The sequence below is a fragment of the Asaia spathodeae NBRC 105894 genome (assembly GCF_025994195.1).
Taxonomy (GTDB): domain Bacteria; phylum Pseudomonadota; class Alphaproteobacteria; order Acetobacterales; family Acetobacteraceae; genus Asaia; species Asaia siamensis.
In genome coordinates, this window is sequence record NZ_BAPY01000074.1 from 42,341 (window position 1) to 65,261 (window position 22,921).

Genomic DNA, 22,921 nt, shown 5'->3' on the forward strand with positions numbered 1-22,921 from the left:
ATCGATTCTATCGTGTGGGGTGATGGATGCTGGGAACGCTTTCCCTCGACCAGCTGCGTGTGCTGGTCACGATCGACGAGACGGGCAGTTTCTCGGCTGCCGGTCGCAGGCTCAACCGGGCACAATCTGCCATCAGCCAGGCCGTCGCCACGCTTGAAGCGACACAGGGTGTTGTCGTGTTCGACCGGTCGGGCCATCGCCCCGTTCTGACCGAAATGGGGCGGGTTCTGGTGGCGCAGGCACGTCGCGTCCTGTCCGGTGCTGCCCAGTTCGAGGCGCTTGCTGCAGCAATCAGGGAAGGGGTGGAGCCGGAACTTGCCGTTGCCATCGACCCCCTCGTGCCGACCGGGGCCTTCATCGAAAGCCTGCATGCCCTCGAAGAGCAGTTTCCCCATTTGCCCGTCAGCTTTTCGACCGAGGGGCTGGGCGGCGCCGAGCGGCGTCTGCGCCAGGGCGATGCCTCGCTGGCGCTCTGTGTGCTGCTGTTCGGCGTACCCGAAGATCTGATTGCCGTGCCGGTATGCGATGTTGTTCTGGTGCCCGTCGTGTCTGCTGATCATGATCTGGCCCGTCTGAACCGGGCTGTGACACGGGCCGATCTGGCAGAGCATGTTCAACTCGTTCTGTCTGACCCCTCCGCGCCCGGTGGCCCCCATTACGGGGTTCTGAGCCCCAGACGCTGGCGCTTTGTCGAACTGGGCCGACGCTTCGATTTTCTTCTGGGCGGGCTCGGCTGGTGTCGTATGCCCGATTATCTCGTCGAGGCCCCTCTGCGCGATGGCAGGCTGGTCAGGCTCGAGATCGTCGATGATGACCCCGATGCCCCGGCCCCAAGGCGTATCTTTGCTGCGACCATGCGCGATCGTGCCCTGGGTCGCGCGGGCAGCTGGCTGCTCGATGATCTCAGAACACGATTTTCAACACGTGCGGAGAAGAGAGGGAGGGCTCTTTCGGAGGGCTCCTGACGAGACGAGCCCGCCATCCTTTGCTTTTTCTGGTTGCGTCGGGCTCCAGAGTAACGGCTCAATCACACTTCCGGCAGAAAGGGGTCCCGAAATGAGGAACAGGAACCTGTGCCTGACACTTGTGACCGTGACACTCGGCGGTATGCCAGCCAGCAGCGCTCTGTGCGTGGCGCGCGGCTTTTCCACCGTCTTGCCGTTTCATGTCGAGGTGCCGTCGACTGTCTCTCCGGCGCCGAGGGGGTCGCCGTCGGGGGCAGGGGCGGCCCAGTGGGAACCCGCACCATTGCCCCGTGCCATGGCAGCCCCGCCGATAAGGCGCACCACCGCGGGTAAAGCCGTCGATTTCGTGAAACAATTCCTTCCCAGCGGGGAAGGCACCCCCGGCCACGATCCCGTAACGGGCGCGGCCATAGGGGTTTTTGGACCGGCCTATCAAAACGCCAGTCTGGTAGGGCATGGCCTTGCCCCACCGGGTGAAACGGTGGGGCGGTAACGCTCAGCCTTCGATCTGGCTGAAATCGGCAATTTCAGCCAGGGTTTCGCCAATCTGCGCCAGCAGGCGCAGGCGGTTGAGGCGACGGGCGGGATCGGGGTCATTGACCGTCACGACCTCGAAGAACCGATCCAGCACAGGGCGGAGTGACGCCGCCTCGATCATGGCCTCTGCAAAACGCTCCTGAGCGAGGGCCGCGTGAATGGCCGTCTGCGCTGAGGCAAGAGCCTCACCGAGGGCGCGTTCCTCATCCTGAACATAAAGCGCGCTGTCTGGTGCACCCTGATGCGGGCCGTCCTTGCGGTTTTCGATACGCAGGATATTGGCCGCGCGCTTGCCCGCCGCGAGCAGATTGCGCCCGTCATCAGTGCCGACCATTTCTGCAAGGGCTGCAGTACGGGCAAGCAGCCGTACCAGATCGCCATCGAGACCACCGGCCAGAACAGCGGCCAGCACGTCGTAACGCTCACCTTCGCTGCGCAGCTGCACACGCAGACGCTCGGCCAGAAAGCCGGGCAGGCTTGCGAGTTCGCCACCGTCGCGCAGCCCTTCAGGCAGGTTCTGTGCAGCCTGGGCGATGAGCGCCGTCAGGTCGAGGCGCAGCCCGTTATCGCGAATGATGCGAATAATGCCGAGTGCGGCGCGTCGCAGCGCATAGGGATCGCCCGAACCACTTGGCGTTTCCCCCATGGCAAAAAAGGCCGTCAGCAGATCGAGACGATCGGCCAGCGCCACAGCAATGGAGACGGGGGCGCGTGGTGTGTCGTCATTCAGGCCGCGTGGCATGTAATGCTCGGCCACAGCATCGGAAACCGCATCGCCCTCATTGTCGTGACGGGCGTAATAGCCGCCCATCACACCCTGCAATTCGGGGAATTCGCCGACCATGCCGGTCGTCAGATCGGCTTTTGCCAGAAGGGCCGCGCGCTGGGCCTGCTTTTGCGCCGTTTCATCCAGCCCCATCGCCTGAGCGACGATACCGGCCAGCGCCACGATACGCTGCACGCGCGCGCCCTGGCTGCCAAGCCTTGCATGGAAGGTCACCCCATCCAGCGCGGCCACGCGTTCGGCCAGTTTCGTCTTGCGGTCGAGATCCCAGAAATGGCGGGCATCGGCAAAGCGGGCGCGCAGCACGCGCTCATTACCGGCGATCGTCAGGGCGCCGCCATCGGCAAAATCCATATTCGCGATGAAAGCGAAATGCGGTGCTGCCTTGCCGTCTGCATTGCGCAGGGCGAAATAGCGCTGGTTGATGCGCATCGAGACCTGCATCACTTCAGGCGGCAGATCCATATAGGCGTCGTCGATACGGCCAAGAAGCGCGACCGGCCATTCGGCCAGACCCGACACTTCCTCAACCAGCTTGTCATCCTGCACGAGTGTCAGACCGGCGTTGTCTGCCTGGGCCTGCAACCCGTCGCGGATGATCGACAGGCGCTGCGCGGGGTCAAGCACGATCTTGCGCGCAAACAGCTCGTCTCTGAGCTGTTCGAACGACGTCACGGTAAAGGGTTCGGGCGCCATGAAGCGATGGCCAACGGTCTGCGTGCCAGCCACCAGACCATGGGCATCGTCATTTTCCGTCGCCAGGCTAAACGGCACGAGCGCACCGTCCAGCAGGCAGATCACGCGGCGCAGCGGGCGCACCCAGGTAAAGGCGCTGCCATGGCCCCAGCGCATGGATTTCGGCCAGGGAAAGCGCCAGAGCAAAGCCGGAATGGTCTCGGCAATCTGCTGTGCGGCACCGATGGCAGGCAGGGTGCGGTTGAGCACCCAGAAACCGTTTTCCAGAATCAGAGCGTCGCGTTCGGCGCCATGCTTGCGCAGGAAGCCGGCGAGTGCCTGTTCGGGCGCGCTCTCACGGGGGCCACGTTCCGATTGGGTGGATTCTGCGATCTGCTCGTCGATCTGCAGGCTGACACCGATCCGTCTGGCGCCCCAGAACGGTGTGACATCGCGCGGTGAAAGCGGTGCCAGTGCCTCGGAAACGAGACGTGCCAGATCCTGACCGGCGCTTTCCTGCATACGGGCAGGAATTTCCTCGCAATCGAGAACGAGAAGGAATTCGGCCATTATTTCGACTCCTCGTCGCCAGCAAGCCAGGTTTCGCAGCAGAGCTTTGCGAGATTGCGCACGCGCCCGATATAGGAGGCGCGCTCGGACACCGAAATGACACCGCGTGAGTCAAGCAGGTTGAACAGATGGCTGGCCTTGACGCACTGGTCATAGGCAGGCTGGGCTACGCCAGCTTCTGCCAGACGCACGGATTCCGCTTCGGCGTCGCGGAAATGGCGCATCAGCATTTCGGTATCGGCCAGCTCGAAATTATGGCGCGAATAATCCTGCTCGGCGCGCAGGAAGACATCGCCGTATTTCAGACCCTGACCATTGAAGTCGAGGTCATAGACATTCTCGACGCCCTGCACATACATGGCCAGACGCTCAAGCCCGTATGTCAGTTCGGTCGAGGGAACGACGGTCGGAATGCCGCCAACCTGCTGGAAATAGGTGAACTGCGTCACTTCCATACCGTCGCACCAGACTTCCCAGCCCAGCCCCCAGGCGCCGATGGTCGGGTTTTCCCAGTCATCCTCGACAAAGCGGATATCGTGTTTTTCCGGGTCGATGCCGATGGCACGATAGCTGTCGAGCAGCAGGCGCTGGCTGTCTTCCGGCGTCGGCTTGAGCAGCACCTGATACTGGTAATAATGCTGGAGCCGGTTCGGGTTTTCACCATAGCGCCCGTCTGACGGCCGGCGGCAGGGCTGCACATAGGCGGCCTTCCACGGCTTGCGCCCCAATGCCCGCAGCGTCGTATGCGGCGAGAGCGTACCCGCACCCAGTTCGGTATCATAGGGCTGGAGCAGGGCGCAGCCCTGTGCCGACCAGAACTGATGCAGGCGCAGGATCAGATCCTGAAAGGAAAGGGGGCGTCCGCCGTTTTCGGGCAAGGGGGTCAAGGATCGAGGCTCCGGTCTTGTTCAGTCGATCCGTTCTAGCCTGATGAGGGGAACAAGCCAATCTCAGGTCATTTGCCTAACTTTGTCTGGGAAGTTTCCTCCGGGAGCAGGTGCAGACAAAACCGCAAGGAGGCGTTTTACTCAGCGATACTGTTCGAGCCAGTCGATCAGGCGCGCAAGGCCACCGAAAGGATGAAAATGCAGGCTCACCCTGCCATGCGCGTCACCAAGCCCCTCCGCGAGATCGTCGACAAGCCTGTTCGGCCCGGCGCTTGAGAGGAGCTTGCTGGCAGAAATGCCATAATGAGTAAGCACGGAGGCCGAGGCGCCCACCCCGCAACTTGCGGCAAAGCGCAGAAGCGATGCAATGGTGGCCGGGCCGGGAATGCCAAGCCTGACCGGGCAATCGATCCCGCGTGTTCTGAGGGCGGCAAGCCAGGTGAGTATGGTCGGCGCATCGAAACAGAACTGAGTCACGATTTCGGGCTGCATGCCCCGTGCCGCGATATCCCGGCACTTGGCTTCGAGAACATGCCATGCCTCGGCAGGCGCCATGTGTTTATGACCCTCGGGGTAGCCCGCAACGCCAAGAACTTTGATACCGGCGCGTTCGAACAGGCCTGTCCCGATCAGGGTCGCGCTATCGGCAAAGGGACCGGCGGGCACTGCCGGATCGCCCGCCACGACAAAGCAGTGATCGACCCCGGCCTCCGCCACCAATTGTGCCAGAAAATGCGCGCAGTTTTCTTCTGAGGCGATGCGCCGCGCCGAAAAATGGGGCACAGGGCTCAGCCCCAGCTGTCTGATGGCGCAGGCAGCAGCCAGACGCGACTGATCCGGGATTTTCGCCAGATGAGGCACCATCATCAGGGTTGACGGAGGAAGGGCCGCCGCAATGTCATGGGCGGCAGAAAGCTCTTTCGCGGTGATTTCCAGCGAATAGCCGCGAAGCAGCGTCATTGAGGCCTGTGTGTCAGTCAATGATGTCGTCATGGCTTTCCTCCGGCCTGGCATGGCCTTCATAGCTCAAGTCATGAGCCCCTGAACCGAAAGAATTTACCGGGCAAAACGCCCAGACGCCCCGCCATGAGTGCAAAAGCGGTGGGCTCACCAGGCCATGCCATAGGGTATACACGCGCCCAACGAGCAGGATATGGCGCCCTGCCTCTGTCTGCTACCGGAGATCGGTGACGAGAACGGCTCAGGCGTCACACATAGCGCTGGCAGACCGCCGTGTTCAGCAGAGAACTCTGTGAAATTTTCATCGAAGCGGCACACAAAATGCAGCGCATGCGCGTTCATTCCCTTAGGGGAAATGCTGACAAAAAAAGGTCCGGCTCCGCGTGCTCTCTCGAGAAAAACAGACTGCCTTCCAACCCAGACTGCAACCAATTGAGGGGCGAGGTAAACCTGCATGAAGGCGCTGATTGTCATGCCCTGATCGTTACTCGCGTTAGGCGTTGTCACGATCGTTACCCATATCGCAAAACGACCGCAGCAATCGCGCAGGGTGCGCGGGTGGACGATGTCAGTGATCAGGCTGTCAGTATATGGTCTATTCTCGCGATAAGCTTTCGGCTCATGCAAGGCAGCCTGAAAAACGTCGGCAGATATTTCCGTGCAAACAAACACGGGCTGTCTTACGAGCCCGTCTTCGCAACTGTATTGATCAGGAACAGGTCAGTTCCCGGCGGACGATCTCGGCGCCGGCGGCCAGCGCCTTGAGCTTGCCTCTGGCCACATTGCGCGAGAGCGGTGCCATGCCGCAATTGGTGCAGGGGCAGAGGTTTTCCGCATCGACGAATTGCAGCGCCTTGCGCAGCGTTGCGGCGACTTCTTCCGGTGTTTCGATCCGGTTGCTGGCTACATCGATGGCGCCCACCATCACCTTCTTGCCTCGCAGCAATTCGATCAGTTCCATCGGTACATGCGAGTTCTGGCATTCCAGCGAGACCATATTGATCGCCGAGGCCTGAAGCTTGGGGAAGGTGCGCTCATACTGGCGCCACTCATGGCCGAGCGTCTTTTTCCAGTCCGTATTGGCCTTGATGCCGTAACCGTAGCAGATATGCACGGCGGTCTGGCATTTGAGCCCTTCAATGGCACGTTCGAGTGTGGCGATGCCCCAGTCATTCACCTCATCGAAAAACACATTGAACGCAGGCTCGTCGAACTGGATGATATCGACGCCGGCCTGTTCCAGCTCCTTCGCCTCTGCGTTGAGAATGGCAGCGAATTCCCAAGCCAGTTTCTCGCGGCTCTTGTAATGGGCATCATAGAGCGTATCGATCATCGTCATGGGGCCGGGGAGCGCCCATTTGATGGGGGCCTTTGTCTGCTGGCGCAGGAATTTTGCGTCTTCGACAAAAACAGGCTTTTCGCGAGCAACGGCACTCACAACCGTCGGCACACTGGCCTCGTAACGGTTGCGGATCGTGACTGTCTCGCGCTTTTCAAAATCCACACCGGCAAGATGCTCGATGAAGGTCGTCACGAAATGCTGGCGTGTCTGCTCGCCATCGCTGACGATATCGACCCCGGCAACCTGCTGTTCGAGCAGTGAGACGCGCAGCGCGTCCTGCTTTGCCTCGACAAGGGCATCGCCTTCCATTTTCCAGGGAGACCAGAGTTTTTCCGGCTCGGCGAGCCATGATGGTTTGGGCAGGCTGCCAGCGGTCGCGGTTGGGAGAAGCTTGGTCATGAGGCGTGGTTTTCCAGAATGGTCAGATCAGAAATGCAGAAAGAATGGCGCTCAGGCAGCGTGCCTTGTCGCCCATTCGTCGAGAAAGGATTTGTGAGGCGCAATGAAATGCTCGCCCGCGAATTTTCCCTGCTCGGTGGCAAGACGCGTGCGCTCCTCGCGGTCGTAAACGACGCGGGTGTTGGAGAAATCGCTCTGTTTGAGGCTGGGCTTGTAGACCGCAGCGGCGCCGGAATTCGCATTGTAGATTTCGGGGCGGTAGATGCGCTGGAACGTCTCCATCGTGCTGATCGTGCTGATCAGTTCAAGCGGGGAGTAGTCGTTCAGCAGATCGCCGAAGAAATAGAATGCCAGAGGCGCCTTCACGCCAGACGGCATGAAATAGCGCACCTGCATGCCCATCTTGCCGAAATAGCTTTCCGTCAGCGATGTCTCGTTGGGCACATATTCGACACCCAGCACAGGGTGCTGGTTGGTGGTGCGGGTATAAATCTTGTTCTCGGACACGCTCAGGCAGATCACCGGAAGCTTGGCAAAACGGCTGCTGTAGCTTTCTGAGGCGATGAATTCCTGAAAGATCCGGCCATGCAGCACGCCGAAATCATCAGGCACGGCAAAGCCGTCACGTCCGCGATTATGCTCAGGCAGACGCACGCTGAAGTCGTAATCGCGAACATAGGACGAGAAATTATTGCCTATGATTCCCTCAAGGCGCTTGCCGGTCGACAGATCGCAGATGGTCGTCTGAAGCAGTTCGATAGCCGGAAAGCTCTCTCCCGATCCGGAGATATCCATATCGATCGAGATGATATCGAGTTCGAGCCTGTAGCGATTGCCCTCCGGATTGTCCCAACGGGCAAGGTCGTTGAAACGATGATCGATCATGCGCAGGGCTGCACGCAGATTTTCCTGACGGGCGGCGCCTCGCGCGAGATTGGCGAAATTGGTCGTCAGCCTCGTGCCAGCGGCGGGAGCGTAATTCTCGTCAAAGCGCAGGCTTTTGATCGTGAAGGCAAAATCATTGGTCATGATGGGCGGGTATCCTCTTCTGGATCCAGAATCTCCGCGCCACGCTCTTCATGCCGCCGCGCGGTGCGAGCGAGGCCCGTTTATTCCGCAGAGGAAGGCATGAAAACAAATGATTATATTTCGCTATAACATGACTTGTTGTCATGTTGTGGGCTGGGTCCCTTTTCGGGAGGAACGCACCCGTCTTCGAAGAGGTCTGATCTGGTTCAGATCTCGACGCTGGAGGCGAGGCTGATGAAACCTTCCAGATAAGGTGGCGCCGTACCTGTTCGGTGCCCGAGATGGATGGATTTGAGAATACCGTCCCCGATCCTCACGCCTTTCACGCCCTTCACCTTACGCAGCAGCCAGTCAGGCGTCGCGCTGACGGCGCGACCCGAGGCGACAAGGCGTAGCATGAGGTCCGTCGTCTCGACCGTTCGATGTCGGCGCGGCTGGGTGTGTGACGGCACCAAAAACCGGGTGTAGATATCGAGCCGCTCACGGGAGACCGGGTAGGTGATCAGGGTCTCGGTCGTGAGATCCTTCGGCTCGACATGATGTTTGCGTGCCAGAGGGTGCGTTTCAGAAACGGCCAGCACGAGTTCGTAATCGAAGACGGGCGTGAATTCGAGTTCAGGCCGTTCAATAGGGTCAGGGGTGACGAGAATATCGATCTCATGCCCCAGAAGCGCGGTCAGCCCGCCAAACTGGAAGGCCGTTGTGACATCCAGTTCAACGTCGGGCCAGGCAGCCAGAAATGGATCGACCACCTGCATCAGCCAGTCCTGACAGGGGTGACATTCCATTCCGATCCTGATCGAGCCACGCCGCCCGCGTGCGTAGTCCTCAAGCACGCCTGCGCCGTGTTCGAGCTGCGGCAGAACACGATGCGCCAGACCCAGAAGATACTCGCCCGCCAGTGTGAACCGCAGCTTGTGCCCCTCGCGTTCAAGCAGCTTGACGCTGTGACGATCCTCGAACCGGCGGATGGCATGGCTGACGGCTGACTGTGTCAGGCAGAGTTGCTCGGCTGCCTGTGTCAAACTTCCGGTGCGGTGAATTTCTCTCAATATCGCCAGAGGCTGAATGTCGATCATGGTTCATGAATTCCCGTCATACAGACGGATCATAATCGTTCCGCCCGTCTCGCTCCAGCGCCCGCATGCCTGCTGCACTGCCCTGATTGACGCGACATCGCTGGCAGGGGGGTGCAACGGGGGAGCCCGAGCGCAGGGCCCGCCTCTTGCAACTCAGACGCCCTCCGACCACATTATAGGGCGTTATCATTTTGACCGGATGGAGAGTCATCCCCATGAACCAGCAAGAGCGTGATCTCATTTCGCAGTTCGTCGCCCGCGTCGGCGGTGCGCCCAATAGCGGGTTTGGTGGCTCTCAGGCCCCGGCCAATCTGCCCCCCATCGATCCTGAGGCTGATCGCTGGATTGCGGATAATTTCCAGAGATATCCCGAGGCCCGCTACCGCGTGACGCAGATGGCTGTCGTGCAGGAAGTGGCTCTGGCCGAGGCGCAGAACCGCATTCGCCAGCTCGAATTCCAGCTTCAGCAGGCCCAGTCGCAGCTTCAGCAGGCGCAGCAGCAGCGCCCGCAGGGTGGTGGCGGTCTGTTTGGCGGCCTGTTCGGTGGTGGCGCCAATCGTCAGCAGCAGGCTGGTCCGCCGCCGGGCTGGGGTGGTCAGCCGCAGCAGGGTTATGGTCAGGGCTATGCCCCGCCGCCGCAGGCCAATCTGCCGCCTGGCTATTCTACCGGCATGTTCCAGCAGCGCGGTTCAGGCTTTCTGGGCTCGGCCCTGACAACAGCGACGGGCGTCGCTGGCGGTATGCTGGCAGCCAACGCAATTGAGAGCCTCTTCTCCGGCCATCACGACTCAGGCGCTGGCGGGTTTGGCGGTGGTGAGACCATCATCAACAATAATTACGGCGACGCTGGCGGCAATGATCCCTTCGCGGGTGGCGGGCAGGATGCCGGTCAGAGCTACGACGCTGGTGACTGGGGCGGCGATAGTGGCGGCGGCTGGGGCGACGATTCCTTCTGATCGCCCGATGCGCCCCTCTGGCAGTATCTCTCTGTCAGGCTTGTGATGTGCATGATCGAAAACCCGGCCCTCGTGCCGGGTTTTTGTTTGTCATCTTGCCTTGCCATAATCGCATGAAGGAAATCCCTGAATGAGCGGATCCCTGTTTCAGCGTGTTCTGCTGACCAATGATGACGGTATCGATGCGCCAGGCCTCGCCGTGCTGCATGACGTCGCATCGCAACTCAGCGATGATGTGTGGGTCGTCGCGCCCGCTCAGGATCAGAGCGGCATTTCCCATGCGCTCAGCCTGCATGACCCGCTGCGCGTCCATCAGCATGGCCCCAAGCGCTTTGCCGTCACTGGCACGCCGGGCGATTGCGTGGCGATCGCTGCCCGCCATATCCTGCGCGATGCCCTGCCAACCCTCGTGCTGTCAGGCATCAATCGCGGCGCCAATCTCGGTGTGGAGACTGTCTTCTCAGGCACGGTAGGCGCGGCCATGACCGCCATGCTGCTCGATCTGCCGTCCATCGCCCTGAGCCAGACCTTTACCGCAGGCAAGGCCGTTCCCTGGGAGACCGCCCGGGCGCTTGCGCCGGATATTCTCAGGCTTCTTGCCCGCAGGCCCATGCCAGAGCAGGCCTGTCTCAATGTCAATTTTCCCGCCTGCACAGTCGAGGAAGCCAGACCGCTGAAAACCACCACACAGGGGCGTGGCTTCCTGCGCGATATCGAGGTGGTGTCGCGTGATGACATGCGTCGTCTCGCCTATCACTGGCTGCATCTCAAACGCGATCATGCGGGAGACGAGGATGGCACTGAAACTGCAGCCATTGCGGCCAATCATGTCAGTGTCACCCCGCTCTCCTTCGGGCGCACCAACATGAAGATGCATGACTGGCTGCTGAAGCAGGAGATCGGTCTCGCCTGATAGCGGGTGAGGTTCACCCGCCGGTTGCACGGTGAAAAGAAAATATAGGTTTCAACCGTAACCCGTTCCTCACGTTGCATTCGAAGATAACGAGCCAATTTCGAGTGAACGGACCGGGAAATGAGCGCTGAACTTCTGGACTGGACAGATGTCCTTCCGCTGAACGATCTCGAAGAGGGTGTCATCACGCCTGTCACTATCGGTGAGAAGGCCCTTGTCCTTTACCGATCGGGCGATGAAGTGCGGGCTTTCGACGGCAAATGCCCGCATAAAGGCGCCCCGATGGAGCAGGGTGTGGCGTGCAAATCGCGTCATGGCGATGTTCAGCTTGTCTGCCCCTGGCACAAGGCGAGTTTTTCGGCAGAAAGCGGTCGGCTGATCGAGCCACCGGCGCTCGACCCGCTCGCCCGTTACCCGGTCGAGGTTCATGATGGCCGTATTCTCGTCGGCAAGGTGGCCATGCGCCGTGACGCACCTGCGCCCATGCGCGAGCACGAGGTCGTCGCCATTATCGGTGCCGGTGCGGCTGCAATCACGGCAGCCGTCACGCTGCGCGACGAGGGATATGCCGGGCGCATTCTCCTGATCGGACCCGAGGAAGATCTGCCCTATGATCGCACCGCGCTCAGCAAGATGACCCTCGCCAATCCGGATCCTGAGGCGTCACCCCCGCCCTTGCGTCCGGAATCCTGGTATATCGAGCAGCGTATTGAGCGCGTGATGGATCGTGTGGTGAAGCTCGATACAGAGACGCGCAAGATCACTCTTGAAGAAGGGGTGAGCCTCACGCCCGATCATGTGCTTCTGGCGAGCGGCTCCCGCGCAAAAGAACTCGATATTCCCGGAAGCGCCCTTGCCGGGGTGCATACGCTGCGAAGCGCGCATGACGTGCGTGAAATCGCCTCGAAAGTAGGCGAGAACACGACGGTCGTGGTGATCGGCTCCGGCTTTATCGGCATGGAGGCGGCGGCGGCTCTGCGCAAGCGCGGGGCAGGGGTGACCGTCCTGTCCAACTCGGCCCTGCCGTTCCAGAAGCAGCTCGGGCGCGAAATCGCCACCGAAATGCGCAATCTGCATGAGAGCAAGGGCGTGGCGTTCATTTCGTCCTGCAGCGTCAAGGCCATCAATGGCGAGACGCAGGTCGAGTCCGTTACCCTGGAAGATGACAGCCAGATCACTGCCGACCTCGTGATCATCGGCGTCGGGGCGGTGCCAGCGCTTGATTATCTGCCATCCCACGCGCTCAGCGAGAATGGTGGCATAGAAGTCGATCAGGCCATGCGTGTCGCGCCGCATATCTATGCGGCGGGCGATATCGCGAGTGTCACGCATGAGGGCAGGCAATATCGTATCGAACACTGGCGCACCGCGCAGAGTCAGGCGCGCATCGCGGCGCGTACCATGCTCGGTCTTCCGGGTGGCGCCCTTACGACGCCCTGGTTCTGGACGCAGCAATATGATCGCAAAATCGAATATCTAGGCTGGCCGCGTGGTTTCGAGCGTGTCGAGATCGACGGCGATGTCGACCGCTTCGATTTCACCGCGCGCTATATCGATGAAGAGGGCAAAATCGTCGGTCTGGCCACCGCAGGGCGGCCAAAAGAGATGGGTGAAGCCGCCGTTACCTTCGACGATGCTTGACAGGGAAGGGGTGGAGCGGCTTCCTGCGCTCCATTGGCAGGGGTTCGCCCCCTGCGCCCCCGCTGTTTCGAATCAGGAAGACGCCCATGCATCCCTATCGCACTCATAGCTGCAGCGCCCTGCGCGAGAGCGACGCCGGTCAGACCGTGCGTCTGTCCGGCTGGGTTCACAGCAAGCGCGATCATGGCGGGCTTCTGTTTATCGATCTGCGCGACCAGACCGGCATGACGCAGATCGTCATCCCCTCGGGTACCGATCTGCTTGATATCGTCGAGCGTCTGCGTGTCGAGAGCGTGATCACGGTCACGGGTGACGTGGTGGCGCGTGAGGAAGGCCAGCGTAACCCGCATTTGCCGACCGGTGCCATCGAGCTGCGTGCCCGCGAGATCGAAGTGCGTTCTCATGCTGCTGTCCTGCCTTTCCAGGTCGCTGGCAGCGAGAACTATCCCGAAGATCTGCGCCTCAAATATCGCTATCTCGACCTGCGTCGCGAGAAGATGGCCGCCAATATCCGCCTGCGTTCGGCGGTCATTGCCTCCATGCGCTCGCGCATGATCGGCCATGGCTTCACCGAGTTCCAGACGCCTATCCTCACAGCCTCATCGCCGGAAGGCGCACGTGACTTCCTCGTCCCGGCGCGTCTGCATCCCGGCAAGTTCTACGCGCTGCCCCAGGCACCGCAGCAGTTCAAGCAGCTCGCCATGGTGGCGGGTTTTGACCGCTACTTCCAGATCGCCCCCTGCTTCCGCGATGAAGCCTCACGCGCTGACCGCAGCCCGGGCGAGTTCTATCAGCTCGATTTCGAGATGGCCTTCGCGACCCAGGAAGACGTGTTTGCGGTTCTGGAAGACGTGCTGAGCGGTCTGTTTGCCGAGTTCGGTAAAGGCCGCAAGGTCGATACAGCGCCGTTCCGTCGTATTCCCTATGACGAGGCGATGCGTCTTTACGGCTCCGACAAGCCCGATCTGCGCAACCCGCTGCTGATCAGCACGGTCACCGAAGCGTTCGCCAATTCCGGTTTCGGCCTGTTTGCCCGTATCGCTGCCAATGGCGGCGAAGTACGCGCCATTCCGGCCCCCGGTGCCGGGACGCGTCCGCGCGGCTTCTTCGACAAGCTCAACAGCTGGGCGCGTGATGCTGGTGCGGGCGGTCTGGGCTACATCATCTTCGAGGAAGATGGCGGCAAGGGCCCGATTGCCAAGAACCTCGAAGCCGATCGCGTCGAAGCCATTCGCGAAGCCTGCGGTCTCAAGGCGGGTGACGCCGTGTTCTTTGCCGCGGGCGAAGGCGATGCCGTGGCCAAGTTCTCGGGGCAGGTGCGCACGCGCATTGCCCAGGAACTCGATCTGATCGAGCAGGATGCCTTCCGCTTCTGCTGGATCGTCGATTTCCCGATGTTCGAGCGCAATGAGGAAACGGGCCAGGTCGATTTCTCGCATAACCCGTTCTCCATGCCGCAGGGCGGGCTTGAGGCGCTGAACTCGCAGGATCCGCTGACCATCAAGGCCTATCAGTACGATATCGTCTGCAACGGCATCGAGCTTTCCTCGGGCGCCATCCGTAACCATCTGCCGGAAGTCATGATCCGCGCCTTCGCCATTGCCGGCTATGGCGAGGATGTGGTCGAGGCCCGCTTCGGCGGCATGCTCAACGCGTTCCGCTACGGCGCCCCGCCGCATGGCGGTTCGGCACCGGGTGTGGACCGTATCGTGATGCTGCTGGCCGATGAGCCGAATATCCGTGAGGTCATTCTCTTCCCGCTCAACCAGAGCGGCGAAGACCTGATGATGGAAGCCCCGGCTCCGGTCGAGCCTGTCCGTCTGAAGGAGCTTTCCCTGGCCATTCTGCCGCCCAAGCCCAAGGCAGGCGTTCAGCCTGCGGCGACCGCCCAGAAGGACTGAGTCGGAAAGGCGGTGTTGCGTGAGACGGCTTTTATCCGGGCTGATGACAGGGCTGATGGCAGGGGGAGTCTCCCTGCCATTTCCTGCGCTGGCAGACAGTCTGCAGCCCCACAAGGCCGTCTATAGCCTGAGCCTGTCGCGCCTCAAGGCAGGCGCGCTGGCTGGTGCCAGCGGAACAGCGACCTATCAGATACGCGACCTCTGCACCGCCTGGTCTGTCAGCCAGAAGCTCGATATTGACATCATCAACGGCGATGGCGGTTCGAGCGCAATCGGTTTTCAGTCAGCGACCCTGGAAGACAAGAACACCCACCGCTTCGTTTTCCGCACCATCATGAGTCAGGATGGCCAGGTCACGAGCGAGACATCAGGCGAGGCGACACGCAACCGTCGGGGCGAGGTCGTGGTGCATTACACCAGACCGCAGACAAGCAGCGTGACGCTTCCCGCCAGAACGGTTTTCCCGTTGCAGCAGGCCCAGGCCCTGCTGAAGGCCGCTCGTGAAAAGAAACTGCATCTCGCCACCGACCTCTTCGACGGCAGTGTCGAGACAGGCAGTATCCCCACCTATGCCACACTGGGCAGGCTGGCCCCGCAGGCCGCAAGCCTCTCAAGCCCGCTTCTGAAAGGGCAGGAGGCCGTGCCGGTCTCGATCGCCAGTTTCGGGGCGGGCACAGGCGCGCTTCTGCCCGATTCCGCCTATAGCGATCGTCTCTGGACCAATGGTGTGGAAGACCGGCTTCTGATTGATTTCGGTGATTATGTCCTGTCCGGCACGCTTGATTCCCTGATATCCCTGCCAGCGGCTTCCTGCCATTAGGGCATGGGGTGCGCAGTAAGGGCGCTGGCACAGATCGCTTGCAGGGCGCGGTAACGCAGCGCCTGCAAGCAATCCGTTCAGATCATCAGAGAGTGATAGTGCCGTTGATTCGCGTGACCACGGCGCCACCCACCCAGATGTCATCGCCCAGCTTTTTCACCGAAACCTGCCCGGCACGACCCAGAGCCGTTCCCTGAAAGGCGGTGTAGGAGTCAGGGGCCTTGCCGCTTTCGATCAGCAATTGGCCGATGGAGGCATTGAGGCTTCCTGTCACAGGGTCTTCGTAGCCGGGGTTTTCCCCGACAAAGGCGCGGACTTCGAAACAGGCTCCAGTGGCGGCAGGGCTTTCGTGCCATTTTCCCACAACGCCGAGTTTCTGCCCTACCAGCGCGGCCCAGTCAGGCTTTATGGCAAGCACCGTGTCACGATTATCGACATGCACAACCAGCCAGCCAGGGCCGTTATCGGCCCACTGGATGTCGAGCACGGAAGCGGTGTCGAGCCGCAATGCCTCAATTGCCCGGTCGCGTTCCTCCTGACTGGCAGGACCGGTCCGTCGCCGTGGCGGTGCGGCAAAGGCCAGTCCCCCCGCCTGTCTGCGGATCGGCACCAGACCGGCGGCGCATTCCTGCACGATCAGATCCTTTTCCGGCGCATGGCCCGATGAGCGGGCCAGACTCTGCCAGACATACGCGCTGCCAAGCGTGGGGTGCCCGGCAAAAGGAAGTTCGCTATGCGGTGTGAAGATACGCACGCGATAATCAGCCTCTGGCGAGGTGGGTTTGAGCAGAAAGGTGGTCTCGCTCAGATTGGTCCAGTTGGCGATGGCGGCCATCTGCGCGTCGGTCAGGGAATCTGCCCCCGTAACAACGGCAAGAGGATTGCCCTTGAAGGGCTCTGCCGAAAACACATCGACCTGCTGAAAACGTAATTCCATAATCAGGGCTCCTCCTGGGGCGGCGTGGGGGTGGCGGGAAGCTGAAGAAGGGTCCCGTCAGCGAGTTGTGTCAAAAGCGGATTGTGAATGGCCGTCACGCTGCGGTGTAGACTCTCCCGGTGGCAATCGGACCGTTCGATCGCCAGACGAACCGGCATGGAAAGACCATCCATCTCTCCACAGACCTGCAGGGCAGCGCGATCGAGACGGCGCAGCAGAAGGCGGACATAAGCCTTGTCGGCCAGAGCCTCCGGTCGATACGTTACTAGAAGCTGGTCGAGGCTTTCCTCGCTGTCCAGAGGTGAGCGATCCGACACGCGCCCGGCAGGTTCTGCCAGATCCAGCGCCGTCTGGTCGTCAGCTGTTCCTGCTTGCACCATTTGTCTCGTGCCATGGTCCTGAGCATGGGCGCAGGGCGATACGGCCCAGCTGGCCAAGGTCAGGGCAAGCATGATGCGCCTGACGCCTGCCCTATGGCGCGTCTTTCTCCGCTCCGGAGGGGATGGGGAGGAATGCGCGGAATCCGCGCCGGAAGAAAACATGATCACCTCGATTGTATTGGTACAATAGTAACGAATCGATTCGATTGTGTTATTCTGCTTGGGGCGATAAAAAGAGCAATGACTTTAATGTCTCATGACAATATTGCCGAGAGTGACCTTCATGTGGACTCCTGAGCTCAAGCCCGGCCCTGCGCCGCTCTATGAACGGCTGGTCCAGTCCATTGCCGGCGATATCAGAAGCGGCACGCTTGCCCCTGGCATGCGTCTGCCGCCGCACAGGGAACTCGCCTTCAGACTGGGGGTGAGCGTGGGAAGCGTCACGCGCGCCTATACCGAAGCCGAGCGTCGCGGGCTGCTGGTTGCCCATGTAGGCCGCGGGTCATTCGTAAGAACGAACGCGTCGCCCGTGCCCGACATTCCCACCACTGAGCGGGGCGTGGCGCGCCTGACAAATGCCGGGCCAAGGGGGGCAGGGGCGATCGATCTGCGCTGCAATACGCCGCCGCCTGTTTCCCTCATGCAGGATCTGAATGAAGCCCTCATGGCCCTGATGGCACGTGGTGCGCTCGATCCGGCAGTGCATTATATCCAGGGGACCGGGCTGGCGCCTGTGAGGCAGGCTGCGTCGCTCTGGATCAGAAACGCCTATGGCCTTGAGGTCGATGCGGCCAATCTTGTCCAGTGCAACGGAGGGCAGCACGCCATTGCTCTGGCCTTCTCGTCTTTCTGCGGCCCGGGTGACACGATTTTATGCGAGTCCTCGACATTTTACGGCGCGCGTATGGCGGCAGAACATCTCGGGTTGAAACTGCACGGTTTGCCCATGGATGAGGAAGGTATTCTGCCAGAAGCGCTCGACCGTGCGGTTACAGAAACCGGAAGTCGCCTGCTGTTCACACTCCCCACGCTGCACAACCCGACCACGCGTACGATGTCGTTGCAGCGTCGAGAGGCCATTGCGGCGATAGCGCGCAGTCATGACCTGACCATTCTCGAAGACGATGCCTATTACGCCTATTCCCGCAGGCCGCCGCAGCTTGCCTCTCTCGCACCGGAGCGGACGCTCTATCTCGTCAGCCTGTCCAAGGGCATCTGCCCCGGCTTGCGCGTTGCTTTTCTGGCCCTTCCGCCGGGCCTGGCGCGCGAGCGTCTGATGCGCGGTGTGCGCGCTTTCGGATATTGCCCACCCGCGCTGGGGGCCCTGGTCTTTGAGGAATGGGTGAGAGAGGGTCGTATCGACGACATCGCACAGGCCATCCAGAAAGAAGCTGCCTCACGCTGGAAGATGGCCCATCAGGCCCTGGGGCCTCTGATGACGCCGCCCGGCGCCGACCACTCGCCGCATGGCTTCCTGCCCATGCAGGCGCTTGAAGCCGAGCGGGTAACGACGCGTCTGCTACGCGCTGGCGTCGAGGTGACGCCACCAGACGCGGCCCTGGTCTCACGCGATGCCGATACAGGGTTGCGGCTCTGCTTCGGGGCGCCGGAAAGTCAGGCCGAGCTTGGCGAGGCCCTGACGATCATTACCGAGGTCATTGCCGGTCATGGCCGTGCTGATCGCGACGGCATCGTCTAGGCTCAGGACCCATCGGCTAAACGGACTATCCGCCAGGCGATCCTTGGTCAGTTCTTACCGTCAGCAGAAACAGGGGGCTGTCGGAACCGAAGCACGTGAGTCTGGCGCCTGATGAAAGACGCGAATCAGGCGAAGGGCTGATTGTCTGTCAGCACTGAGGCCCGCTGCGCCTTACTCAGGGGCTGGGGGTTGCAAACGTGCAGCAAGCGCTGACCAGTCCGGCGGCTTGAGCAGGTCTGCGAGTGTCTGTCCGTCCAGAACGGCCATGAAAGCGCCGAGTGCGTCTCCAAGAAGGGTCTGGAGCCGACAGGCACCTGTCAGCAGGCAGCTCTGACCTGTCTGGAAACAGGCGACCAGCGCCATATCCTCTTCGGTGAAACGCACCAGATCGCCAAGCCCGATTTCGGCGGGGGAACGGGCAAGTACAAGCCCCCCGCCACGGCCACGCGTCGTGGTAACAAAACCGCCCTGTCCGAGGCGATGAACGATCTTGACCAGATGGTTTTCCGAAATCCCGTAGCGCTCGGCAATCTCGTGAATCGAGACGCGCCTTTCCTGGTTGAGGCCAAGATAAAGCAGCACGCGCAAGGCGTAATCTGTGTGGAGGGTCAGGCGCATTCCTAAAGATGTAGCAGATTTGCATCTTTCATGCATCAGGCCTAAAAGATGTGCGTAATATACATCTTTTAGGAGTCGCATGATGGTCAAACCGCTCGAATCCGGCACCCCGGCGATCGTCAAAGCCACGATCCCAGCCCTCGAGGCGCATGGCGTCACGATCACCAGAACCATGTACGCCTCTCTCATGCGCGACCCGGCCATAGCGGCCATGTTCAATCAGACAGATCAGGCCAATGGGCGTCAGCCCCATGCGCTCGCTGCTGCGGTTCTGGCCTATGCGCGCCATATCGAGCATCCCGAGAAACTCGAGGCGGCGCTCAGCCTCATCGTCGAGCGCCACGTCGCCGTAATGGTCAAACCGGAACAATATCCGGTCGTCGGAGCCGCTCTGCTCGGCGCGATCAAGACTGTTCTCGGAGAGGCTGCAACACCGGAAATCATGCATGCCTGGGGCGATGCCTATCGCTTTCTTGCCGATGTGCTCATTGCCCGTGAGGCCAGCGTCTATGATGAACGCTCTGCCCTTCCGGGTGGCTGGCGCGACTGGCGGGCCTTTAGGGTCGAGAAGCGCGTTCAGGAAAGCGACAGCGTCACGTCGTTCTGGCTTGCTCCCGTCGATGGCAAACCGGTCCTGCGTCATGAGCCGGGTCAGTTTCTGACCTTCCGCCTCGAACGGGATGGGATCAACACAAGGCGCAGCTACAGTATTTCCAGCGCACCGGACGCAAGCGGCTATCGTATCTCGGTAAAGCGCGACCCGCAGGGGCTGGTGTCACGCTGGTTTCATGACAGGCTCGCAGTGGGCGATGTGCTCGATGTGACACCGCCTGCGGGTGATTTTACCCTGGCGTCAATCGGCAAGGCGCCTGCCATGCTGGTCAGTGCCGGGATTGGCATCACGCCGTTTCTGAGCATGCTCCTTGCCAGCAAAGGCGGTGCTGAAGACGGCAAACGCCACCTCGTACATGGCGATCACGATCTGCACCATATGCCGTTCCGATCGGCTCTTGCAGAGCTGGCGACTGCAGAGTCAGCACCGAAAATCGACGTCTTCAGTACTCTGGGGCAGGATCGTCATCTTGCCATGCCGACCCATGAGGGGCGGGTCTCGGCTGAGTGGGTGTTCGCCCGGATGAGTCCTGACACGCATGTGTTTGTCTGCGGTCCGCGCAGCTTCCAGCGTGATCTTATAGGGGGGCTGAGCCGGTTGGGTGTCGACAGGGCGCGCATCCATCATGAATTCTTCGGCTCTGATGAGGGTGTTGCCTGAACATGCTTTTCAGGCGGCCCTTTGGGACTCTCCTCATTCCTGCCGCGTCATCGAGGAGCTGACCGGCAGGTCTTTCAGCGCCAGAGCCGCAGCCGTCCGCTGGGGCAGTCGCTCCCGTCACGTCTCCAGGGGTATCACGGGAGCGATATGTTCAGGACAGGGTGACGATGAGGGGAATATGATCCGAGGGCTGATCCCTGGCGCGTTCGTCACGATCGGGCGTGACGGAAACGAGGCGCTCAGCTAGACGGGGCGATAGCAGCGCGTGATCGATGCGCAGTCCGGCATTCCGCTGGAACGCCGCATTCTGATAGTCGTAAAAAGTATAGTGGCGTCCGGTCGGATGGAGCGCCCGCAAGGCGTCGGTCAGGCCGAGCCAGAGCAGACGATGCCAGCCCGCCCGGCTCTCCGGCCGCAGCAATGCGTCATCGGGGCTGAGGGCACCGGGGGCGTAATCCTCATCGGTCGGGCAGACATTGAAATCACCGGTGAAGAGAAAATCTTCTTCAGCCTCGAGCAGTTCTTTTGCCCGACGGGCGAGGGCATCGAGGAAGTTGAGTTTTGTCTCGAACCCGGCTGCGCCGCCCGAATTGCCATTGGGCAGATAGAGATTGCCGATCACCATGCCCGCCATGCGTAATTCGACATAGCGCGAGGCGTCGTTTTCAAAACCCGGCAGACTCATATTGGTTACTGCAGCCGGTTCGCGCGTCAGCATGGCGACGCCGTTATAGGCTTTCTGCCCGACCACAACCGGGTGATATCCTGCCTCGGCGAAGCTTGCCGGAAAGACCCCGGTCTCGCATTTCAGTTCCTGCAGGCAGAGCAGGTCAGGTTTGACGCGATCGAGCCAGTCAAGGACATGGCGTTCGCGCTGGCGGATGGAATTGACGTTCCAGCTGGCAAAAGTGAAGCTCATGGCAGACGGGTCACGCCAGCGAAAAGCTGGTGCCGCAACCGCATGACGAGGCGGCATTGGGGTTAGTCACTGCGAAATGCGCGCCCATCAGCTTGTCGATGAATTCGAGCTGCGCCCCTTCGAGCAGATCGAGGCTGACCGGATCGACCAGAACGGTCGCGCCATCCTGTTCGATCACGACATCATCTGCCGCCCGCTCGGTGTCGAGCTTGAACTGATACTGAAAGCCGTTACAGCCCCCGGCCAGAACCGCCACGCGCAGGGCAAGCCCCGACGGATCGGCCTGCTGCGAGATGATCTCCGAAATCCGGGCAGCGGCACCGGCGGAAACCGAGAAGCGTCCCGCGAGGGGCGCTGCGGAGGGGGGCGTGGTCTGGCTCATTTTTTCCCATATAATGCGCCAGTGCGCCCGCTCAAAGCGGGTGATGTGGAGAAAGCGGATGATCAGCCAGGATGTCGCCCCTTATGCCGTGCGTCGCGAGACCGCGCGAGGCCGCCTACACGCCGAGGAAGACGCTCCCACGCGCTCGCCCTGGCAGCGGGACCGCGATCGTGTGATCCACTCGGCGGGGTTTCGTACCCTGCAATACAAGACCCAGGTCTTCATCAATCACGAAGGCGATTTCTTTCGCACGCGGCTGACCCATTCTCTCGAAGTCGCCCAGATTGCGCGCTCCATCGCCCGCCAGTTGCAGCTCGATGAGGATCTCACCGAGGCGCTCGCTCTCGCGCACGATCTCGGTCACACGCCTTTTGGCCATGCAGGCGAAGATGCTCTCAAGCTCTGCATGAAAGACTGGGGCGGGTTCGATCATAACACCCAGTCGCTGCGCCTCGTGACCCATCTCGAAGGCCGTTACCACGCTTTCGACGGTCTGAATCTGACATGGGAGACACTTGAAGGGCTCGCCAAGCATAACGGTCCGGTCAAGCGCCCGACCCCCTATCTGTTCGAATACGACCAGCGCCATCATCTCAACCTGTCAAGCTATGCCTCGGCCGAAGCGCAGGTGGCCGCTCTTGCCGATGATATCGCCTATCACGGTCATGATCTTGATGACGGGCTGCGCGCCGGGTTGCTGGCGCTCGAGGATATTGCGGGTCTTCCCATTGTCGGCCCCGCGCTCGAACGCGCCATGGCAGGAGCGCGGACAGATGACCGCTATGAGCGCGAACGCCGCATCAGGCATGAGACGATCCGTCAGGTCATCAATGTGCTCGCAACCGATCTGACGCAACAGACACGGGCGAATATCACGGCACTGAAACCGGAATCGGCTGACGACATCCGCAATGCGCCAATGCCTGTCGTGGCTTTCAGCGAGACGATCGCGCGTGAGAACAAGGAGATCCGCAAGTTTCTCTATGCGCGCATGTATCGTCACTGGAAGGTGAACCGCATGACGCGCAAGGCGCGCTTGGCGACGACCGAGGTTTTCGAGATATTGTCCGAAGATCCGAGCCTGCTGCCCGATGGCTGGCGGGAGAAGGCAAAGACCGCAGACGAGGCTGGCCGGCGTCGCGTGGTGGCGGATTACATAGCAGGAATGACCGATCGTTTTGCGATGGATGAACATCGACGGTTGACGGAACTCTCCATGCTGGGTTGATACAGGCAGCAAGAACCACGTCAGGAA

General features: G+C 61.1%; 22 protein-coding genes. 10 read left to right on the forward strand and 12 right to left on the reverse strand.

Annotated features, from left to right (window positions below; genetic code table 11):
• Positions 1-26 precede the first annotated feature (26 nt).
• Complete coding sequence (locus AA105894_RS15325) at positions 27-965, forward strand: LysR family transcriptional regulator (protein WP_267312499.1); 939 nt, start codon at positions 27-29, stop codon at positions 963-965.
• A 91-nt stretch (positions 966-1,056) separates the two neighbouring features.
• Positions 1,057-1,458, forward strand: a complete 402-nt coding sequence (locus tag AA105894_RS15330; protein ID WP_267312500.1) for a hypothetical protein — start codon at positions 1,057-1,059, stop codon at positions 1,456-1,458.
• Positions 1,459-1,461: 3 nt separating this feature from the next.
• Here the strand turns inward: AA105894_RS15330 and glyS are convergent, their stop codons facing one another.
• The 7 genes from glyS to AA105894_RS15365 all read right to left on the reverse strand — a co-directional run bounded on the left by glyS (position 1,462) and on the right by AA105894_RS15365 (position 9,227).
• Entirely contained in the window at positions 1,462-3,531 is a 2,070-nt protein-coding gene (gene glyS / locus AA105894_RS15335; RefSeq protein WP_267312501.1) for a glycine--tRNA ligase subunit beta, read from the reverse strand.
• Positions 3,531-4,418: a glycine--tRNA ligase subunit alpha gene (locus tag AA105894_RS15340; protein WP_031240773.1), complete on the reverse strand. Its 888-nt coding sequence runs from the start codon at positions 4,416-4,418 to the stop codon at positions 3,531-3,533. The genes glyS and AA105894_RS15340 overlap by 1 nt, the downstream gene beginning before the upstream one ends.
• Positions 4,419-4,559: 141 nt before the next feature.
• On the reverse strand, positions 4,560-5,411 hold the full coding sequence (locus AA105894_RS15345) for a methylenetetrahydrofolate reductase (protein ID WP_267312502.1): 852 nt from the start codon (positions 5,409-5,411) through the stop codon (positions 4,560-4,562).
• Positions 5,412-5,525: 114 nt separating this feature from the next.
• Positions 5,526-6,050, reverse strand: a complete 525-nt coding sequence (locus AA105894_RS15350) for a flavin reductase family protein (protein ID WP_267312503.1) — start codon at positions 6,048-6,050, stop codon at positions 5,526-5,528.
• A gap of 37 nt (positions 6,051-6,087) precedes the next feature.
• Complete coding sequence (locus tag AA105894_RS15355) at positions 6,088-7,119, reverse strand: methionine synthase (protein WP_188425970.1); 1,032 nt, start codon at positions 7,117-7,119, stop codon at positions 6,088-6,090.
• Positions 7,120-7,170: 51 nt separating this feature from the next.
• The gene (locus tag AA105894_RS15360; protein WP_267312504.1) at positions 7,171-8,148 is read right to left on the reverse strand and encodes a DUF1852 domain-containing protein; all 978 of its coding nucleotides are present in this window, start codon (positions 8,146-8,148) and stop codon (positions 7,171-7,173) included.
• 206 nt (positions 8,149-8,354) lie between these two features.
• Positions 8,355-9,227: a LysR family transcriptional regulator gene (locus AA105894_RS15365; protein ID WP_188425968.1), complete on the reverse strand. Its 873-nt coding sequence runs from the start codon at positions 9,225-9,227 to the stop codon at positions 8,355-8,357.
• Between the two features lie 215 nt (positions 9,228-9,442).
• On the opposite strand from AA105894_RS15365, the gene AA105894_RS15370 reads away from it, so the two are divergent.
• From AA105894_RS15370 to AA105894_RS15390, 5 genes are all read left to right on the forward strand, one after another.
• Positions 9,443-10,183, forward strand: a complete 741-nt coding sequence (locus tag AA105894_RS15370) for a DUF2076 domain-containing protein (RefSeq protein ID WP_188425967.1) — start codon at positions 9,443-9,445, stop codon at positions 10,181-10,183.
• A gap of 130 nt (positions 10,184-10,313) precedes the next feature.
• Entirely contained in the window at positions 10,314-11,096 is a 783-nt protein-coding gene (surE, locus tag AA105894_RS15375; RefSeq protein WP_267312505.1) for a 5'/3'-nucleotidase SurE, read from the forward strand.
• 120 nt (positions 11,097-11,216) lie between these two features.
• Positions 11,217-12,737, forward strand: a complete 1,521-nt coding sequence (locus tag AA105894_RS15380; protein WP_267312506.1) for an FAD-dependent oxidoreductase — start codon at positions 11,217-11,219, stop codon at positions 12,735-12,737.
• Positions 12,738-12,823: 86 nt separating this feature from the next.
• Positions 12,824-14,638 carry an aspartate--tRNA ligase gene (gene aspS / locus AA105894_RS15385; protein WP_267312507.1) on the forward strand — a complete coding sequence of 605 codons (1,815 nt, stop codon included), beginning with the start codon at positions 12,824-12,826 and terminating at the stop codon, positions 14,636-14,638.
• A gap of 19 nt (positions 14,639-14,657) precedes the next feature.
• Positions 14,658-15,458, forward strand: a complete 801-nt coding sequence (locus AA105894_RS15390; protein WP_267312508.1) for a cell envelope integrity EipB family protein — start codon at positions 14,658-14,660, stop codon at positions 15,456-15,458.
• A gap of 85 nt (positions 15,459-15,543) precedes the next feature.
• Here the strand turns inward: AA105894_RS15390 and AA105894_RS15395 are convergent, their stop codons facing one another.
• Together AA105894_RS15395 and AA105894_RS15400 are read right to left on the reverse strand one after the other, a co-directional pair.
• Complete coding sequence (locus tag AA105894_RS15395) at positions 15,544-16,395, reverse strand: PhzF family phenazine biosynthesis protein (RefSeq protein WP_267312509.1); 852 nt, start codon at positions 16,393-16,395, stop codon at positions 15,544-15,546.
• Between the two features lie 2 nt (positions 16,396-16,397).
• The gene (locus AA105894_RS15400) at positions 16,398-16,847 is read right to left on the reverse strand and encodes a UrcA family protein (protein ID WP_267312510.1); all 450 of its coding nucleotides are present in this window, start codon (positions 16,845-16,847) and stop codon (positions 16,398-16,400) included.
• 211 nt (positions 16,848-17,058) lie between these two features.
• Between AA105894_RS15400 and AA105894_RS15405 the strand changes: the two genes are divergently transcribed.
• Positions 17,059-18,474 carry an aminotransferase-like domain-containing protein gene (locus AA105894_RS15405; protein ID WP_267312511.1) on the forward strand — a complete coding sequence of 472 codons (1,416 nt, stop codon included), beginning with the start codon at positions 17,059-17,061 and terminating at the stop codon, positions 18,472-18,474.
• Between the two features lie 171 nt (positions 18,475-18,645).
• Here the strand turns inward: AA105894_RS15405 and AA105894_RS15410 are convergent, their stop codons facing one another.
• Complete coding sequence (locus AA105894_RS15410; protein WP_267312512.1) at positions 18,646-19,092, reverse strand: RrF2 family transcriptional regulator; 447 nt, start codon at positions 19,090-19,092, stop codon at positions 18,646-18,648.
• Between the two features lie 79 nt (positions 19,093-19,171).
• Between AA105894_RS15410 and AA105894_RS15415 the strand changes: the two genes are divergently transcribed.
• Positions 19,172-20,365: a globin domain-containing protein gene (locus tag AA105894_RS15415; protein ID WP_267312513.1), complete on the forward strand. Its 1,194-nt coding sequence runs from the start codon at positions 19,172-19,174 to the stop codon at positions 20,363-20,365.
• A gap of 151 nt (positions 20,366-20,516) precedes the next feature.
• Here the strand turns inward: AA105894_RS15415 and xth are convergent, their stop codons facing one another.
• Positions 20,517-21,284, reverse strand: a complete 768-nt coding sequence (gene xth, locus AA105894_RS15420) for an exodeoxyribonuclease III (RefSeq protein WP_267312587.1) — start codon at positions 21,282-21,284, stop codon at positions 20,517-20,519.
• 10 nt (positions 21,285-21,294) lie between these two features.
• Positions 21,295-21,666: an iron-sulfur cluster insertion protein ErpA gene (erpA, locus tag AA105894_RS15425; RefSeq protein ID WP_188425958.1), complete on the reverse strand. Its 372-nt coding sequence runs from the start codon at positions 21,664-21,666 to the stop codon at positions 21,295-21,297.
• A 58-nt stretch (positions 21,667-21,724) separates the two neighbouring features.
• Here erpA and AA105894_RS15430 point away from each other — a divergent pair, with 58 nt between their 5' ends.
• On the forward strand, positions 21,725-22,894 hold the full coding sequence (locus tag AA105894_RS15430) for a deoxyguanosinetriphosphate triphosphohydrolase (RefSeq protein WP_267312514.1): 1,170 nt from the start codon (positions 21,725-21,727) through the stop codon (positions 22,892-22,894).
• Positions 22,895-22,921 lie beyond the last annotated feature (27 nt).

What these genes read in the sequence shown, in the direction of transcription:
- AA105894_RS15355 (WP_188425970.1), bottom strand. Translation starts at nt 7,119, where the DNA reads ATGACCAAGCTTCTCCCAACCGCGACCGCTGGCAGCCTGCCCAAACCA.
- aspS (WP_267312507.1), top strand. Translation starts at nt 12,824, where the DNA reads ATGCATCCCTATCGCACTCATAGCTGCAGCGCCCTGCGCGAGAGCGAC.
- surE (WP_267312505.1), top strand. Translation starts at nt 10,314, where the DNA reads ATGAGCGGATCCCTGTTTCAGCGTGTTCTGCTGACCAATGATGACGGT.
- AA105894_RS15325 (WP_267312499.1), top strand. Translation starts at nt 27, where the DNA reads ATGCTGGGAACGCTTTCCCTCGACCAGCTGCGTGTGCTGGTCACGATC.
- AA105894_RS15330 (WP_267312500.1), top strand. Translation starts at nt 1,057, where the DNA reads ATGAGGAACAGGAACCTGTGCCTGACACTTGTGACCGTGACACTCGGC.
- AA105894_RS15400 (WP_267312510.1), bottom strand. Translation starts at nt 16,847, where the DNA reads ATGCTTGCCCTGACCTTGGCCAGCTGGGCCGTATCGCCCTGCGCCCAT.
- AA105894_RS15380 (WP_267312506.1), top strand. Translation starts at nt 11,217, where the DNA reads ATGAGCGCTGAACTTCTGGACTGGACAGATGTCCTTCCGCTGAACGAT.
- AA105894_RS15365 (WP_188425968.1), bottom strand. Translation starts at nt 9,227, where the DNA reads ATGATCGACATTCAGCCTCTGGCGATATTGAGAGAAATTCACCGCACC.
- erpA (WP_188425958.1), bottom strand. Translation starts at nt 21,666, where the DNA reads ATGAGCCAGACCACGCCCCCCTCCGCAGCGCCCCTCGCGGGACGCTTC.
- xth (WP_267312587.1), bottom strand. Translation starts at nt 21,284, where the DNA reads ATGAGCTTCACTTTTGCCAGCTGGAACGTCAATTCCATCCGCCAGCGC.
- AA105894_RS15395 (WP_267312509.1), bottom strand. Translation starts at nt 16,395, where the DNA reads ATGGAATTACGTTTTCAGCAGGTCGATGTGTTTTCGGCAGAGCCCTTC.
- AA105894_RS15405 (WP_267312511.1), top strand. Translation starts at nt 17,059, where the DNA reads ATGTGGACTCCTGAGCTCAAGCCCGGCCCTGCGCCGCTCTATGAACGG.
- AA105894_RS15430 (WP_267312514.1), top strand. Translation starts at nt 21,725, where the DNA reads ATGATCAGCCAGGATGTCGCCCCTTATGCCGTGCGTCGCGAGACCGCG.
- AA105894_RS15360 (WP_267312504.1), bottom strand. Translation starts at nt 8,148, where the DNA reads ATGACCAATGATTTTGCCTTCACGATCAAAAGCCTGCGCTTTGACGAG.
- AA105894_RS15410 (WP_267312512.1), bottom strand. Translation starts at nt 19,092, where the DNA reads ATGCGCCTGACCCTCCACACAGATTACGCCTTGCGCGTGCTGCTTTAT.
- glyS (WP_267312501.1), bottom strand. Translation starts at nt 3,531, where the DNA reads ATGGCCGAATTCCTTCTCGTTCTCGATTGCGAGGAAATTCCTGCCCGT.
- AA105894_RS15345 (WP_267312502.1), bottom strand. Translation starts at nt 5,411, where the DNA reads ATGACGACATCATTGACTGACACACAGGCCTCAATGACGCTGCTTCGC.
- AA105894_RS15370 (WP_188425967.1), top strand. Translation starts at nt 9,443, where the DNA reads ATGAACCAGCAAGAGCGTGATCTCATTTCGCAGTTCGTCGCCCGCGTC.
- AA105894_RS15415 (WP_267312513.1), top strand. Translation starts at nt 19,172, where the DNA reads ATGATGGTCAAACCGCTCGAATCCGGCACCCCGGCGATCGTCAAAGCC.